Here is a 16,746-nt window from a genome sequence, read left to right on the forward strand (position 1 = left end):
TTTTAGATTTTAATTAATAATTGACTTGGGTTTTATTAAAATCCAATTTAATTTTTACTACCCATTGCAGATAACATTCCGCCATAAACACCATTCAAAGAAGAAAGGTTTGTTGATAAAGATGCCATTTGATCTTTAAGTGCGCTTGCATTCTGTACTACCTCTTCATTTACTGAAGCTTGTTTGCTAGCACTTTCTAATTGTACTTTATAAAGACTGTTCAAAGACTCCATTTGAGCTGCAGCTTGTACCATTTCACTAGAATATTTCTTGGTAGATTCCATTGCATCAACTGTTGGAGCAATACCTTTAGCAGCACCCTCAAAGTTTTTAATGCTTGAACCTAAGCTTTCCATAAGACTTGCGTCTACACCGGCCTCTTTTAACAAATCATCTAATTTTTTAGATAAAGATGCTTCAGCTTCTTTAATTTCATTTGCTGCTTGAGCTTTTTTAGGAGCTTTACCTTCTCCACCTGCTAGTTCTGGGTAAACTAATGCCCAATCTAAATCTTCATCTACTGGTTCAAATGCACTAATTGCAAATATAAGAGCCTCTGTAATAAGACCTATTGCTAGAAGAATACCTCCGTTTAAAGGACCTAACTCCCAGTGAAGAATTTTGAATAATGCACCAATAATTACAACTGATGCTCCTAGGCCGTAGGCCATGTTAAATAATTTTTTTGTTGATTTTGACTGTGCCATGTTTTAATTTAATTTAAGGTTTAATAAAAAAGATTTGGTTTAAAATTTGAATTTATTATAAAACTGTTTATACAATAATTTATTGTGTTGAATCCTCTTCGCCCATATAATCTTGTACGGTCCTGAATCCTATATAACTACGTGCTGAATCCGCGTATTCGTAATCCCTAGTACTCACTTGCAAGAAATAAGCTACATCTTTCCAAGAACCACCTCTAATCACTTTTCTGGTGTTAGATTGGTCCCCACCATTAGGGTTCATAGTAGATACGTAATCGTATGCACTTGGATCGTAACTTGAATTGGTCCATTCAGATACATTACCAGCCATGTTGTACATATTAAAGTCGTTTGGCTCGTAAGATTTTGCTTCTACTGTATATAAAGCAGCATCTGCAGCGTAATCTCCACGTTGTGGCTTAAAGTTTGCCATAAAACAACCGGTATCACTAATTACATATGGTCCACCCCAAGGGTACGTACCACCTTCGATTCCTCCTCTTGCCGCATACTCCCATTCTGCTTCGGTAGGAAGTCTAAACTGGTTTACAAATTGTCTACCACGACTCTTATTGTCGTCGTTCTTGAATTTAGTTCTCCAGTTACAAAATGCTTTTGCTTGTTGCCAAGTAATTCCCACTACTGGATATTCACTATAGGCATCATGCCAAAAATAGTCGTTATGCATAGGTTCGTTGTACGAATAAGAGAAATCTCTAATCCAAACCGTTGTATCTGGATAGATCTCGACTTCTTCAGTTCTGATAAAATCTTTACGACTGGTATTCCCTTTTAACGAAGCACGAGCGGCAGCTTCAATATCCATCCAACTATACTTATATTTTAGTTTTTTAACATCAATAGTACGTTGACCATTATAAGATTCGTCTTCTGGTAAATAAATAGAATCCATTATTTCAGTATAATACTCATCTGGATAATCTGACGTATTCCAAACCAAATCTTCATCTTTACTTAAAGCTCTACCTTCGTAACCGGTTTCGCCCATTCCAGAATAATTATCGAGCATATACTTGTCATAAACAGACGCTCTTGTGGTATCTGCATCTTTAAATGCAAAATCACCAATACCGCCCTCTTCAGGACCTATACCCAACTCATCTGCTAAGATGGCTAATTTGGTTCTTACTATAGAATCCTTTACCCATTCTACAAATTGACGATACTCACTATTTGTGATTTCGGTATCATCCATATAAAAAGAACGTACGGTAACTGTCTTAGTTGGGGCATTTAATAATTTTCCTTGGTCTTCTTCACTCTTACCCATGATAAAAGAACCTCTGGGAATTAGTTCCATTCCATAAGGTTTTTCCGGGTACCACTTTTTTCCCTGGACTCCGGTTAGCTCTCCTTTCTGCTTAGACCCACAACTTGTGAGTAAAAAAACAAACGCTACAGAGGATAACAATAGCTTCTTCATACTTTAGGTTAAATTTCGATTATGGTTTAAACTTCAGAATACAATGATTTATTCTAACAACTAAAACTATGTTTTATATAAAATATTGTATTAAAGTCTTTTAATGCTTTAAAAAATTCTAGTTTAATTAAAGCCTTTCTTATAAGCTTTAAACCACCTTTCAGGAATGTGTTGATTACATGCATCTAAATAATCCTTCTCGGTGCATGGTAATAACGCAGGTGTATAGCCTTTAGTATGTGAAGTATAAATTGATGGAATTTCTGTCCACCATCTTTCTGTTAATAAACTTTTGTAGAATACAAGCTCCTCATCTTCGCTAGGTACATTATACTTTACGAAGTCTTCAGTTTTAGAATATGGAGATTCTTTAATTCTATAATTGATACCTTCTATAAAGTACCATATAATTTGGGCTATTAATTGTTGCGACTGTACGGTATTCTCCATTTCGTACAATCCAAAAACCGAAACTTTATCGCTTATACCTGCATATCTAGAAATAGCACATATTTCTCTACCGGTAAAACCATTCGGCGAAAAATTAGCTGATAAAGATATTTCACTTGCCTTAATTGAACGCACATCTAAGCTGACCATATGGGCATTCCTAAGAACAGGTTCTGCTAAAGAAATATCATTGGCAATCTCTCCAAGGCGATACGAATCAAAAAATAAGCGATCCATTAAATCTATTTCTTCCTGGGCATTGAAATAACTTTGATAACCAATATTGGAAAAATTAAATAGATTGTTTGGTTTATCAGTAATAATCTTGCTCATATAAGAATGAGAAGAAATTAATTCATCTTCAATTCCAAAATCGAAACGACTATCTACAGCTACTAGATTAATCATATCCTTTATACCATCAAAAGCCCGATATGCCGGGTAGGTAATATCTTGTGTAGCACCAAGTATTATTGGGATAATATCTTCTTCTAATAAACCTGCTACAATTTCTTTTACTACAAAATAGGTGTCGTCAACGGTTGCACCTTCCTCAATATCCCCTAAATCTACAATAGTGGCATTCCAGTTACCTATTAATAGCTTGTAAAATTGTAATCGTATTCCCGATACATCTAATTTCTCATGCTTCTTCTCATATGCATTTCTAGACTCTCTTACGCCTAATATGGCAACAGTGGCATTTGCTAAAACAGGCAAACCATCTTTTTCGGTATGTATATATGTATTTCTACCTATAGACTGACTCGGCAACAACTCATTATGCGCCAACACTTTATCCGAAACGGGAACTAAAAAATCAAAGGCCATTTATAGGTAAATTAAAAATCATGAGCATATTACACTGAACTTTTAGACTTAAAAAATATTACTTTTTTGTTTTTGGTTTTGCCTTAGCTTTTGGTTTCGCCTTTGCTTTTTTCTTTGGCGTTTTTTTCTCGATTAACTCTTGGGCCTCTTTTAATGACATTTTGGTCACATCAACTGTCTTTGCCAGCTCTACTTTTATCTTGCCCTTTATAACATTGTGGCGTCCCCATCTTGCTTTTTCAATACGTATACCTTCTTCTTCCCAATTTTGAATAACCTTATCTATCTCTTTTTGTTTCTTGGTTTCAATTAGCTCTATGATGTCGTCATTTGATAAATTATCAAAATCGTATTTTTTGTTTACGTTAATAAACATTCCGTTCCATTTAATAAAAGGACCGAACCTACCCGTTCCTTTGGTAACTTCCATTTCTTCATACATGGCAATCGGTGCATCTGCTTTTTGTTTGGCAACAATTAACTCAATTGCTCTATCCATTTCAATTTCAAAGGCGCTTTCTCCTTTATCCATTGAAATAAATTTTTCTCCGAATTTTACGTACGGTCCAAATCTACCTACATTGGCCAAGACTTCTTCACCTTTATAAACCCCTAATGTTCTAGGCAGTTTAAAAAGATCCATTGCTTCTTCATAAGAAATGGTATTCAGCGACTGCTCTGGTAATAAACTTGCAAAAGTTGGTTTTTCTTCGTCATCAACTGTACCTATTTGTACCATTGGACCAAATCTACCTAATCGTACAGATACCTGTTTACCACTTTTTGGGTCTTTCCCTAATATTCTTTCACCGCTTGCGCGGTCTGCATTTTCTTCAACGTCGACTACATTTGGATGAAAATCTTTGTAGAAATTTTTCATCATCTTCTTCCAATCTTCATCCCCTGAGGCAATTTCATCAAAATCTTCTTCTACTTGTGCCGTAAAGTTGTAATCTAAGATATTCGCGAAATTGGTTACCAAAAAATCGGTTACGATCATACCTATATCCGTTGGTACCATTTTACCTTTATCCGACCCTACGTTTTCAGTAAGATTCTTTTCCTGGATTTTGTTCGCTTCTAAAATAAGTTGCTGATACATACGCTCAACCCCTTCTATTGTTCCTTTTTCAACATAACCTCTATTCAAAATAGTAGAGATAGTTGGCGCATACGTCGATGGTCTACCAATACCTAATTCTTCTAATTTTTTTACTAAGGATGCTTCTGTAAAACGGTATGGCGGCCTTGTAAAACGCTCGGTGGCAGAAATGAAATTATTTATCAAACGCTCACCTTCTTTCATTGCCGGCAACATACCTTCTTGTTCTTCAGCAATATCTTCATCATCTACACTTTCCATGTACACTTTTAAGAAACCATCGAACTTTATAACCTCGCCATTAGCTGTAAATTCTTCTTTATGCTTACTGGCTTTTATTCTTACATTGGTACGTTCTAATTGGGCATCGCTCATTTGAGATGCAACAGTACGTTTCCATATTAAATCATATAATTTAGACTGATCACGCTCTAAAGAAGGAGATTGATTAGTCATCTCGGTAGGCCTTATTGCTTCATGTGCTTCTTGAGCTCCTTTAGTTTTGCCTGTAAAATTTCTGGTTTCACTGTATTCTTTACCATAATTCTTAATGATAGCTTCTTTTGCAGATGCCAAAGCTTCATTAGATAGGTTTACACTATCCGTTCTCATGTAGGTAATTAAACCTGCCTCATATAAACGTTGCGCCACTTGCATTGTTCTACCAACGGAAAAGTATAATTTCCTAGATGCTTCTTGTTGTAGTGTAGAGGTTGTAAATGGTGCCGATGGTGATTTTTTAGCAGGTTTTTTATCTAGCTTACTTATAGAAAAATCTGCCGATATATTTTTTTCTAGAAATGTTTTTGCTTCCTTTTCTGTTGCAAATGTTTTGTTCAACTTAGCAGAAAACACATTTCCTTCTTCGGTTTGAAACTCTGCGGCTATTTTAAAAGATGCTTGTGGTTCAAATGCCTCTATATCTCTTTCTCGCTCAACAATTAAACGAACGGCTACGGATTGCACACGACCAGCAGATAAGCCTGGCTTAATTTTTTTCCAAAGTACTGGTGATAATTGATACCCAACCAAACGGTCCAAAACACGTCTTGCCTGTTGTGCGTTTACAAGATTGAAATTTATTTCACGTGGATTTTCAATTGCTTTTTGAATGGCTGCCTTGGTAACTGAATTAAAAACTATACGCTTTGTTTTCTTTTTATCTAATCCTAATTCTTCAGCTAAATGCCAAGAAATCGCTTCTCCTTCACGGTCCTCATCACTCGCGAGCCAGATAGTTTCAGCTTTATCTGCAAGGGTTTTTAACTTTTTAACTAAAGCCTTTTTGTCTTTATCTACTATATATTTTGGTGTGAAATCATTCTCGACATCTACTCCTAGCTCCTTTGAAGGTAAATCAGCAATGTGCCCAAAGCTCGATTCGACCTTAAAATCTTTTCCCAAAAACTTCTCTATAGTTTTCGCCTTTGCAGGAGACTCAACAATTACTAAATTTTTCGCCATCAACCTTGTTTATAGCTACAAATGTATACTAAAAATTAAACTTTAAAATTTCAAACATTTATTTCTTGCGCAATTTCAATAGAAAAATGACTGTTCGATTACTAATTTCATTGAAATAAAAAAAGTTTATTAAAGTACTTTTCTAATACGAATGAAATATTCCTACTTTTAAAGAGACTAATTCAAACTACTCTAACAATGAATAAACTCTACTTCTCCATTCTCATCACATTTCTATTTCTACATCCTTTCCAAAACGTTAAGGCTCAGCGTAAAAAAAACACCATTAGCTATAATGATTCATTATATAGTGGAATGGAATATCGCTCAATAGGACCTTTTAGGGGCGGTAGAGCAGGTACCGTTGCCGGTGTAGCAAACAACCCAAATCTTTATTACATGGGCACTGCTGGCGGCGGTGTTTGGAAAACCACCGATGCCGGAAATACATGGCAATGTATTTCTGACGGATTTTTTGGCGGATCCATAGGTACCGTAACCGTATCAGAATCTGACCCAAACATCATTTATGTTGGCGAAGGCGAACAAACACTACGTGGTAATGTTTCTTCAGGAAAAGGATTATGGAAAAGTTTAGATGCTGGTGAAACCTGGAAATTTATTGGCTTAAAGGATTCTGAACATATTGCTCGAATACGAATACATCCTAAAAATCCAGATTTAGTTTATGTGGCTGCAATCGGAAATTTATGGAAACCCAATGAGACCAGAGGTGTTTTTCGTTCTAAAGATGGAGGTGATACCTGGGAGAAGATACTTTATGTAAGTGATAAGGCTGGCGCTGGTGATCTAATACTAGACCCCAACAATAGTAGAATTATTTATGCCACCACGTGGCAAATGAGTCGAAATGGCTACCGAATGGATAGTGGTGGACCGGACAGTAAACTCTTTAAAAGCACTGATGGCGGTGATACTTGGAAAGATATTTCAACACATTCTGGCCTACCAGGATTTCCTTGGGGCATTGTAGGCATTACAGTATCTCCCTTAGATTCTAATCGTATTTGGGCTCTTATCGAAGCTGATAATGGCGGTTTGTACAGGTCTGACGATGCAGGTGTTACTTGGAAAAAAATAAATGAGAACAGGGCATTACGCCAACGTGCATGGTACTACACGAGAATTTATGCTGATACGGAAAATATAGATAAACTATATGTAATGAACGTTAGTTATGGTGTTTCTACAGATGGAGGGAAAACTTTCACATTAAAAGACGCACCTCATGGCGATCATCATGATTTATGGATAGACCCAAATAACAATAACCGAATGGCAATTGCAGATGATGGTGGTGCTCAAATTTCAAATGATGGCGGTAATAATTGGACTACCTATTTTAATCAACCAACTGCTCAGTTTTATCGTATTGCAACAGATAGTCTATTTCCTTACCGAATTTATGGTGCTCAACAAGACAATACCGCATTACGAATTTCAAGTAGATCATCTAGCGAATCCATTTCCGAACGAGATTGGGAACCTACTGCTGGTGGTGAAAGTGCGCATTTAGCACCGGACCCAAATAACAATCAAATTGTATATGGTGGTACCTATAAAGGATATATGAATAGATTAGACCATACTACCGGGCAAGCAAGATCTACGAATGTTTGGCCAGATAATCCCGCAGGTTCTGGTGCAGAGGTTATGAAATACCGATTTAACTGGAACTTTCCCGTAGCATTTAGCAGACATGATGCTAACAAACTGTATGCAGGTTCTAATTTTTTACATGTAACGACAGATGAAGGACAGTCATGGAAAACCATATCTCCTGATTTAACCAGAAGCCTCCCCGAAACTATAGAATCATCTGGCGGACCAATTACACAAGATAATACAGGCGCAGAGTTTTATTCAAATATCTTTGTAATCTCAGAATCTATTTTAGAGAAAGATGTCATCTGGACCGGAAGTGATGATGGCTTAATTCATGTTACAAAGGATAATGGTGCCACCTGGGACAATGTTACTCCACCCGCTTCTATGTCTCCAAAATTGAACATGATCAATTCTATAGACTCGAGTCCATTTGACAAAGGAACAGTTTATGTGGCAGCTACAGCTTATAAGTTTGGTGATTACACCCCCTATTTATACAAAACCAACGATTACGGAAAAACATGGACACTTATTACGAATGGCATAAAAGATACGGACTACACTAGGGTAATTAGAACAGATCTAGTTAGGGAAGGGCTTTTATATGCAGGTACCGAATGGGGTATGTACGTATCTTTTGATGATGGCAAATCTTGGTCGCCATTTCAAATGAACCTCCCGATAACTTCTATACGCGATTTACAGGTAAGGGACAATGATTTAATTGTAGCTACACATGGTAGAAGTTTTTGGATTATCGACGATCTTACTCCGCTTCATCAATTATCGAATGAGGTTGCAAATAGTGATTTCTACCTCTATAAACCTGATACTTCTTATAGAATGCATCAAGAAGGTGGTTGGTCTGAGCCTAATATGAAGTTGGTAGGCGAAAACCATCCAGATGGTGTTATCATAAATTATTATTTAGATAAGTTTCAAGACACGGATACCGTACAACTAGATATTTTAGAAATGGATAATACGTTGATACAACGGTATTCAACAAATGCTAAAGTAAATAAACTGGACCCTACATCAGCTAAACCTTTAAAAGTAAAAGCTGGCGGAAATAATTTGGTTTGGGATTTACGCTATCCAGGTTTTAAAACTTTTGAAGGAATGATTCTTTACTCTTCACCTAATAAAGGTCCTAAGGCAGTACCAGGAAGCTACAAAGCAAAACTAACTGTTAACGGTATTTCCAAAGAACAGATATTTAAGGTCATAAAAGACCCTAGATTGCCTAATTCCCAAAAGGATTTTCAGGATCAATTCGATTTTCTGGTTGCCGTTAGGGACGAGGTCAGCAAGGCAAACGAAGCAATCATTAAAATTAGAAATATTCAAAAAGATTTAAAATATCTTAAAGAGAAAACAAAAAATAACAACGATTTACAAAAACTGATTGCTGAGTATGAAACTGAACTTTCTGTCATAGAAAACAAAATTCACATGACCAAGAACCAAAGTAGGCAAGACCCTTTAAATTACGGAATTCGCATAAACAATAGACTAGCCTTTTTATTAGCTGATTCCCAAATGGGTGACTATGCACCCACAGAGCAAGCTAAGCAATTTTTTAAGGAGATTACAGCTGAACTTGACTTAGAAGTAAATCGCTTAAACAAGCTTGTTACCCAACAAACAGAAATCATTAACTCTAAAGTCGATCAAGAAGATATTAAAATGATTTCCGCAGAACAATAACCAATATAAAGGGATGCTATTATTCAGCATCCCTTTATTAAAAAGTCACCGAGACATCGATAATTTTACAACTCAACCGTACTTAATAACCGAATGTCACTGTTAACATACTCGTATTGATACAGCACCCTGTCACCAATCATCAATAATGAGGATGATAATGGAATTACATCATAAGCAACAATATCTTGAAAGCTATTTATTGGTGTTATGTTTGGTGCATCACTTTTATCATACACCTTTAAACCTGCGCTACCGTCACATATAAATAAGGTATCATCTTTAATACCCAATCCATTTGGACCTTCCATCGGGTAAATAACCTTCAATTCTGGATTTTTTAGGTTCGAAATGTCAATTACATATAATCCACTTTCTGTATTTCCACAAAACCCTCCACCTTTTAGCGTAACATAAGCATAATCACCATCAACCACCACAGGGTCACAAGCGGTACCGTGTCTAAATTCTGATATAAACTCAGGCTTTTCAGGGTTTTTGATACTATATATATACATACCCTGTCTTCCTCCTAAAAATAAAATATCTCCTTGATTATAAATTGTTTCAATATCCCAACCTACTTGGACATCGTCAAGTATTTTTAAATCTTCAACATTAGAAATATCAAAAATATTAATGTCGCTATAATCTACTACATATAAATAATCCCCAATTATTTTAAAACGAGCTAAAGAACCGCCTTGCCCTGTTGAGGGTTGTGGAGAACCACCACCACTTTCTGTTGTATTAAACGCAAAATCGCACGACATACAGTTATTCCGTTCTTCAAAATCGGACACCCGTCTGCGTTCTGTTTTAACTTCCCAACCAATAACAATATCCTTATCGTAATCAATATCATCATACTCATAAAAATCTGCCTGCGGGTACTCTATATTCGCTAGCCAAACTTCGTTATTATAAATCGCATTTTCTATTCTATTTGATAGTGTAATATTATTTATATCTGAAATATCAAAAATGACCAAATCGCCATAACTATCAGCATATAATTTATCATCCTTAATAGAGATATCATAATTACCTTCTAACTTAATAAAAGCTATACTTTCTGGAGCTGACGGATTTTGATTGTCAATTACATGAAAACCTAGATTTACATCATTCACGAAAATATAATTCTTATAGGCATAAATTTTACCCGATGAAACAATTGGGATGGGATCTACTACATCAATAGCTTCGGCTTTAAATGAAATTGCATCTTGCAAAATAGGACGCGCTACTAAATAATCATCATAAGGACCATCATCTTCACAAGAAATAAAACTTGATATAGAAACTGCGAATAACAAAAGAACTATATTTCTCATGGTTTATTATTTTATAGATTGTTTCAATTAGATGAGAAAAGTGAAAATAGTTGCGTTACTAGCTACTTTACTTTATTCAACACCATTAAAACCTACACCATCTTTATACATAAAATATACAGGAACCTTGCCAAGCATAGCAGTAAACAACACCCCTATACAACATAAAAGAAAGCCAAGTTCTGCAACAATGCCCATTACCATGATTAACCCAAATATTACAAGCCAGTTTTTATTACCAAGGGTAAAACTGGCCTTAACCATTTCTAAAGGGGAAAGTTCACCCGAAAAAGCAAGAAAGGCTGGGATTAAAGATAGCGGAACAATCATATAAAAAAGCCCTACACCACAGGCAAGCATTCCTAAAAAAGCTAACCCGAAGGTGTATAAAGCTAAAATAAATACCTTCCCTAATCTACCTTCTTTAAAAAAGTAGAAATAGTCATCATTAGATTCTTGTTCTAAATCTTTATGCTTACATATTTTTAAAAATGCCGCATTTAATGCTAATGCAAAAGTTGTAATTCCAATAGCTACTACAGGTGCCAAAATACACATAGCAATGGCTACCATCGGCGGCATTTCATTATTTTGTAAAAATTCTGGATCCGTAATTCCTGCTGCAATTAAGGGTATATATAGAATAATATAAAATGGTAAAATAACTACAAAGGTTAAAAGCAATATAATAAAACCTTGCAACCAAACTTTTTTAAAAAGCGCTATTGATTTACTAAAAATATCGCCGAAAGATAATTCTGGAAACGATTTTATACGTTGTGTTAATATTTCAAAACTCATGTTCTTGGTTGGTTAAAATTTGCATTAAAACTAGATAATTTTTACTAAGAAAGCTTAAACTATCCCTAAAATATCATGTCATCTTGTCATATTTTTGATTATAATAGTATCTTTGCCTTCCTAATTATTTTACTGCAACGTATTACACAAAATGGAGAAAACCATAGACGAAAATGTACAAGGCACTACCTTGGTAGTTGAAGGAGAAGAGACAAATAAACGTAACCTTTATATAGAGAGTTATGGTTGTGCAATGAACTTTGCAGATAGCGAAGTAGTTGCTTCTATTTTAGCAACCGAAGGTTTCAATACGACACAAACCCTAGAAGAAGCCGATTTAGTTCTTGTAAATACTTGCTCAATAAGAGATAAAGCTGAGCAAACTATACGTAAAAGACTTACCGAATATAATAAAGTAAAAAAATCTAGACCACATTTAAAAGTTGGAGTTTTAGGTTGCATGGCGGAACGCCTTAAAGACAAGTTGCTTGATGAAGAAAAAATAGTAGATATGGTCGTAGGTCCAGATGCCTACAAAGATTTACCTAACTTAATTAAAGAAGTTGATTCTGGTAATGATGCCGTCAATGTTATATTATCGAAAGATGAAACTTATGGCGATATTTCCCCTGTAAGATTACATACGAACGGTGTTACGGCCTTTGTTTCTATTACAAGAGGATGTGATAATATGTGTACTTTTTGCGTGGTTCCTTTTACAAGAGGTCGAGAAAGAAGTCGTGACCCTCAATCTATCTTAACAGAGATCAAGGAACTACAAGAAAACGGATTTAAAGAAATTACGCTTCTTGGTCAGAATGTAGATAGTTATTTATGGTATGGTGGCGGACTAAAGAAAAATTTTGAAAATGCATCAGATATGCAAAAAGCAACGGCCACTAATTTTTCCAAACTTTTAGAAACAGTTGCCTTAGCACATCCTAAAATGAGAATCAGATTCTCAACCTCTAACCCTCAAGACATGACGTTAGACGTAATTGAGACCATGGCAAAACATAAAAATATTTGCAACCATATTCATTTACCCGTACAAAGCGGCAGTAACCGTATTTTAAAGGAAATGAACAGACTACACACCATTGAAGAATATTTTGAGCTTATAGATAATATTAGAAAAATTAATCCTGATTGTTCCATTTCTCAAGATATCATTACCGGTTTTCCAACGGAAACTGAAGAAGACCATGCCGCTACCTTAAAGGCTTTAGAATATGTAAAATATGATTTTGGTTATATGTACGCCTATTCTGAAAGACCAGGAACGTTAGCGGGCAGAAAAATGGAAGATGATGTCCCGGAACGTACCAAAAAAAGACGCTTATCCGAAATTATAGCTTTACAGCGAAGCCACTGCCAATTTAGAACAGAAAAGCACGTAGGTAAAATTCAGGAAGTATTAATAGAAGGCACTTCAAAAAAATCTGAAAACGAATGGATGGGAAGAAACTCCCAAAGTACTGTCGTTGTTTTCCCAAAAGAGAATTATAAAGTTGGAGATTTTGTAAACGTACAAATAAACGATTGTACTTCTGCAACTTTAAAGGGCATAGCAGTGTCATATTCCGATAATAACTAATTTTATAGTAGCCATTTTATATGGAAAGTATACAAAGCATAAAACAACGATTTGAAATTATAGGCCAAGACCCTAAGCTTAACCGCGCTTTGGAAAAAGCTATGCAGGTTGCAGCTACTGATATATCTGTTTTAGTTACTGGTGAAAGTGGCGTTGGTAAAGAATCTATTCCGAAAATTATTCACTCATTATCTCACAGAAAACATGCAAAATATATAGCAGTAAACTGTGGTGCCATTCCAGAAGGAACTATTGACAGTGAACTTTTTGGACATGAAAAAGGTGCCTTTACAGGTGCTACCCAAACAAGAAGTGGTTATTTTGAAGTTGCTGATGGTGGAACCATATTCTTAGACGAGGTTGGCGAATTACCCCTAACTACACAAGTACGTTTATTACGTGTTTTAGAAAACGGTGAATTTTTAAAGGTAGGTTCGTCGCAAGTTCAAAAAACAGATGTCCGCATTGTAGCGGCAACGAACGTAAATATGTTCGAAGCCATCAAAAAAGAGCGTTTTAGAGAAGACCTTTATTATAGATTAAGTACCGTAGAAATTAATATTCCACCATTACGGGACAGACAGGATGATATTCATTTATTGTTCCGAAAATTTGCATCAGATTTTAGTCAGAAATATAAAATGCCGACTATTCGCCTAGATGACCACGCAGTTTCTTTATTAATAAAATACCGATGGCCAGGAAACATCCGTCAGTTAAGAAATATTGCGGAGCAGGTTTCAGTATTAGAAGAGAACAGAGCAATTACCGCCGCTACACTTCACGGCTACTTGCCCAATAATACAACCAGTAATTTACCTGCGGTAGTTAACAATAGTAAGTCTGATAGCGATTTCAGTAACGAGAGGGAAATACTTTACAAAGTACTGTTTGATATGAAGGGCGACCTCAACGATCTTAAAAAACTAACAATGGAGTTGTTAAAAAATAATGACTCGCAAAAGGTTCAAAAAGACAATGAAAACCTAATACGCAAAATATATGGTAATGAAGATGACGAAGATGCCGACATTGAACACGAAACTCAAGAGGAGTCTTCGTTGAAAATGCTACATTTACCTGAGCCCAAAAACGAAGAACCTACTTTCATTCAAGAATCTTACGACGATAAATACCATTTTGCCGAAGAAATTCAAGAAGAAGAAACCCTATCTTTACAGGAGAAAGAGGTTGAGTTAATTAAGAAATCTTTAGAGCGTAATCGCGGAAAAAGAAAAGCTGCAGCCTCAGAATTAGGAATTTCTGAGCGCACGCTTTACCGCAAAATAAAACAATACGACCTTTAACTAAAACAGAATACTATTTTAATGAAATACATTAAGAAATCTTTAATCGTTATTCTACCTATACTATTTCTTGCAGGTTGCGGCGTTTATAATTTCACTGGAGGTAATGTTGGTGAAGCACAAACGTTTCAAGTAAACTATTTCCAAAATTACGCTACTCAGAGTCCTGGTTCAACTTTTGAGCCTGGTGTGGATAGAGATTTTACACTGGCGTTACAAGATAGGATTATGAACCAGACTAGCTTAGACCTCATCACCTCTGGCAATCCAGATTTATTGTATGAAGGCGAAATTACAGAATATAAAATTTCACCAATGTCCGCAACAGCAAATCAAACTGCAGCCCAAAATAGATTGTCTATGCGTGTAAAGGTTCGATTTTATAATCGTTTAAAAGAAGATGCTGCTTTTGACCAAAGTTTTTCTTTCTTTTATGATTACCCGGCCGATACTCAACTTGCCTCTATTAAAAGTGAAGCGCATGAAATAATATTTGAAAGACTAACACAAGATATTTTCAATGCCTCATTGGCAGATTGGTAATAACATATGAACGTTAAGGACTTTACATATTTTCTTGAACACCCTACCAAAGTGGTAGAACCTATACACACAAAACATCTAGAAGATATTATTGCCGAGTATCCCTATTTTCAGGCAGCAAGAGCCCTACATTTAAAAGGATTAAAAAATCTAAATAGCTACAAGTACAATAAGGCATTAAAAACTACGGCAGCCTTTACTACAGATCGGGATGTGCTTTTCGACTTTATTATATCGAAAGACTTTTTACAGGATAATTCTTCGGAAATTGAAACTAAAGATACAACAATTTATACGGAAGAAATTGTAAATGAAGAGCCTATTTCAGATACAGAAACTATAGCCATAGACAATACCAAAGAAGAGGAAATTAAGCCAGTTACTCTTATAGAAGAATCTGAAGACAAACCATTACCGCAAGACGAACACGACGCAGAACACATATTAGATCCCGAATTATTTCAATCAAAAAAAGCTTCACCACCAACAGATGAAGAATCTTTGGAACTAGGAAAACCACTTTCCTTCAACGCTAAAGAAAAATATTCGTTTTCAGAGTGGCTTAGCTTAGCTTCTAACAAACCATTAGAAAAGCCAATTTCATCCGTTAACGAAAAAAAAGAGATAAAGAAACCTGTTGTAGCACCAAAAATTGAAACAGTAAAAGAAAAAAAAGCAGTTGTAAAATCTAAAAGAAAGGCATCTACAAAAGAAGAGGCACTAAAAAAGAAGAAGTTTGACCGTATAGATAAGTTTATTTCCAATAACCCCAAAATAGTTCCATCAGAATTCAACAATACTGTTATTGATATATCTGGCTCATCTAAAATTGACAAGAATGAGTTAATGACCGAGACTTTAGCTAGGGTTTATTTGGAACAAAAAAAGTATAAAAAGGCTATTCAGGCATTCAAAATTTTAAGTTTGAAATATCCGGAAAAAAGTAGTTTCTTTGCAAACCGAATTAAGGCAGTAGAAAAAATTCAAAAAGATAATAAATAATATAGAATGAGTACATTTTCAATATTCTTGATACTTATCATCGTCGTTTGCTTATTATTAGTATTGGTGATTATGGTACAAAATCCAAAAGGCGGCGGACTTTCTTCTTCTTTTGGCGGCGGTGGAAACCAAGTCGTAGGTGGAGTTAAAAAAACAGGTGACTTTTTAGACAAAAGCACATGGATTTTAGCTGGATTTTTAATCGTTTTAATTTTAGCATCTAATATTGCACTAAAAGGTAATTTTGGTGATGTAGATTCTAAATTATTACAAGGCGATGATATCGAAACAACAGTTCCTGAGACGTTACCAGAAGAAATTACGCCTCCAGTAACAAACGAGGCTACACCATCGGATAGTTTATAAAAAATAATCCTCTACAATATTATAAATGTCAGCTTGTCATAAGCTGGCATTTTTTGTTTCCAATTTGTCAGGAAATAGGCAATGGCATAATTTCTGCCTATATATACACACGAAACTAAAAATCAATTTAAAAATTAATAATTATGGCTAAAGTTAATATCAAACCATTGGCAGACCGAGTTCTTATTGAGCCAATGGCAGCTGAGACAAAAACTGCGTCTGGACTTTATATTCCTGATACTGCAAAAGAAAAACCACAAAAAGGTAAAGTCGTTGCTGTAGGTCCTGGAACAAAAGATGACAGTGTTACCGTTAAAGTTGGTGATACCGTTCTTTATGGAAAATATGCCGGAACTGAATTGAAGTTAGAAGGTACCGACTACTTAATGATGAGAGAAAGTGATATTCTTGCTATTATCTAAAAATAGCAATTGGCAATTGGCACCTAGCCTTTAG

At 35.4% G+C, this 16,746-nt stretch carries 13 protein-coding genes; 7 read left to right on the forward strand and 6 right to left on the reverse strand.

Going from position 1 to position 16,746, the window contains the following annotated elements:
- Positions 1-47: 47 nt before the first annotated feature.
- The 4 genes from porL to topA all read right to left on the reverse strand — a co-directional run bounded on the left by porL (position 48) and on the right by topA (position 5,998).
- Positions 48-707 (reverse strand): type IX secretion system motor protein PorL/GldL, encoded by a 660-nt coding sequence (gene porL, locus BTR34_RS05725; protein WP_068487324.1) that lies wholly within the window; start codon positions 705-707, stop codon positions 48-50.
- A 79-nt stretch (positions 708-786) separates the two neighbouring features.
- Positions 787-2,151 carry a T9SS ring complex lipoprotein PorK/GldK gene (gene porK, locus BTR34_RS05730; RefSeq protein WP_068487325.1) on the reverse strand — a complete coding sequence of 455 codons (1,365 nt, stop codon included), beginning with the start codon at positions 2,149-2,151 and terminating at the stop codon, positions 787-789.
- Between the two features lie 123 nt (positions 2,152-2,274).
- The gene (locus tag BTR34_RS05735) at positions 2,275-3,432 is read right to left on the reverse strand and encodes a formimidoylglutamase (RefSeq protein WP_068487327.1); all 1,158 of its coding nucleotides are present in this window, start codon (positions 3,430-3,432) and stop codon (positions 2,275-2,277) included.
- Between the two features lie 58 nt (positions 3,433-3,490).
- On the reverse strand, positions 3,491-5,998 hold the full coding sequence (gene topA / locus BTR34_RS05740; RefSeq protein WP_068487329.1) for a type I DNA topoisomerase: 2,508 nt from the start codon (positions 5,996-5,998) through the stop codon (positions 3,491-3,493).
- Between the two features lie 198 nt (positions 5,999-6,196).
- On the opposite strand from topA, the gene BTR34_RS05745 reads away from it, so the two are divergent.
- Positions 6,197-9,337: a VPS10 domain-containing protein gene (locus BTR34_RS05745; protein WP_068487331.1), complete on the forward strand. Its 3,141-nt coding sequence runs from the start codon at positions 6,197-6,199 to the stop codon at positions 9,335-9,337.
- 65 nt (positions 9,338-9,402) lie between these two features.
- Here BTR34_RS05745 and BTR34_RS05750 read toward each other — a convergent pair whose 3' ends face one another.
- Complete coding sequence (locus BTR34_RS05750) at positions 9,403-10,674, reverse strand: LVIVD repeat-containing protein (RefSeq protein WP_068487333.1); 1,272 nt, start codon at positions 10,672-10,674, stop codon at positions 9,403-9,405.
- Positions 10,675-10,746: 72 nt separating this feature from the next.
- Positions 10,747-11,475, reverse strand: coding sequence for a hypothetical protein (locus tag BTR34_RS05755; RefSeq protein ID WP_068487335.1), 729 nt, complete (start codon positions 11,473-11,475; stop codon positions 10,747-10,749).
- Between the two features lie 151 nt (positions 11,476-11,626).
- Here BTR34_RS05755 and miaB point away from each other — a divergent pair, with 151 nt between their 5' ends.
- The 6 genes from miaB to BTR34_RS05785 all read left to right on the forward strand — a co-directional run bounded on the left by miaB (position 11,627) and on the right by BTR34_RS05785 (position 16,712).
- The gene (gene miaB, locus BTR34_RS05760) at positions 11,627-13,072 is read left to right on the forward strand and encodes a tRNA (N6-isopentenyl adenosine(37)-C2)-methylthiotransferase MiaB (protein ID WP_068487337.1); all 1,446 of its coding nucleotides are present in this window, start codon (positions 11,627-11,629) and stop codon (positions 13,070-13,072) included.
- A 20-nt stretch (positions 13,073-13,092) separates the two neighbouring features.
- Positions 13,093-14,379, forward strand: coding sequence for a sigma-54 interaction domain-containing protein (locus BTR34_RS05765; protein ID WP_068487338.1), 1,287 nt, complete (start codon positions 13,093-13,095; stop codon positions 14,377-14,379).
- A gap of 21 nt (positions 14,380-14,400) precedes the next feature.
- On the forward strand, positions 14,401-14,922 hold the full coding sequence (locus tag BTR34_RS05770; RefSeq protein WP_068487339.1) for an LptE family protein: 522 nt from the start codon (positions 14,401-14,403) through the stop codon (positions 14,920-14,922).
- Between the two features lie 6 nt (positions 14,923-14,928).
- Positions 14,929-15,924, forward strand: coding sequence for a hypothetical protein (locus BTR34_RS05775; protein WP_068487340.1), 996 nt, complete (start codon positions 14,929-14,931; stop codon positions 15,922-15,924).
- A gap of 6 nt (positions 15,925-15,930) precedes the next feature.
- The gene (secG, locus tag BTR34_RS05780) at positions 15,931-16,290 is read left to right on the forward strand and encodes a preprotein translocase subunit SecG (RefSeq protein ID WP_068487342.1); all 360 of its coding nucleotides are present in this window, start codon (positions 15,931-15,933) and stop codon (positions 16,288-16,290) included.
- Between the two features lie 143 nt (positions 16,291-16,433).
- Positions 16,434-16,712: a co-chaperone GroES gene (locus BTR34_RS05785; protein ID WP_036156781.1), complete on the forward strand. Its 279-nt coding sequence runs from the start codon at positions 16,434-16,436 to the stop codon at positions 16,710-16,712.
- Positions 16,713-16,746 lie beyond the last annotated feature (34 nt).

The sequence above is a fragment of the Maribacter hydrothermalis genome (genome assembly GCF_001913155.1).
Lineage (GTDB): Bacteria > Bacteroidota > Bacteroidia > Flavobacteriales > Flavobacteriaceae > Maribacter > Maribacter hydrothermalis.

Bases quoted from the DNA above. Each gene is read 5' to 3' on its own strand.
- BTR34_RS05765 (WP_068487338.1), top strand. From the start codon at position 13,093: ATGGAAAGTATACAAAGCATAAAACAACGATTTGAAATTATAGGCCAA.
- porK (WP_068487325.1), bottom strand. From the start codon at position 2,151: ATGAAGAAGCTATTGTTATCCTCTGTAGCGTTTGTTTTTTTACTCACA.
- topA (WP_068487329.1), bottom strand. From the start codon at position 5,998: ATGGCGAAAAATTTAGTAATTGTTGAGTCTCCTGCAAAGGCGAAAACT.
- BTR34_RS05735 (WP_068487327.1), bottom strand. From the start codon at position 3,432: ATGGCCTTTGATTTTTTAGTTCCCGTTTCGGATAAAGTGTTGGCGCAT.
- BTR34_RS05785 (WP_036156781.1), top strand. From the start codon at position 16,434: ATGGCTAAAGTTAATATCAAACCATTGGCAGACCGAGTTCTTATTGAG.
- BTR34_RS05775 (WP_068487340.1), top strand. From the start codon at position 14,929: ATGAACGTTAAGGACTTTACATATTTTCTTGAACACCCTACCAAAGTG.
- BTR34_RS05770 (WP_068487339.1), top strand. From the start codon at position 14,401: ATGAAATACATTAAGAAATCTTTAATCGTTATTCTACCTATACTATTT.
- BTR34_RS05755 (WP_068487335.1), bottom strand. From the start codon at position 11,475: ATGAGTTTTGAAATATTAACACAACGTATAAAATCGTTTCCAGAATTA.
- porL (WP_068487324.1), bottom strand. From the start codon at position 707: ATGGCACAGTCAAAATCAACAAAAAAATTATTTAACATGGCCTACGGC.
- BTR34_RS05745 (WP_068487331.1), top strand. From the start codon at position 6,197: ATGAATAAACTCTACTTCTCCATTCTCATCACATTTCTATTTCTACAT.
- secG (WP_068487342.1), top strand. From the start codon at position 15,931: ATGAGTACATTTTCAATATTCTTGATACTTATCATCGTCGTTTGCTTA.
- miaB (WP_068487337.1), top strand. From the start codon at position 11,627: ATGGAGAAAACCATAGACGAAAATGTACAAGGCACTACCTTGGTAGTT.
- BTR34_RS05750 (WP_068487333.1), bottom strand. From the start codon at position 10,674: ATGAGAAATATAGTTCTTTTGTTATTCGCAGTTTCTATATCAAGTTTT.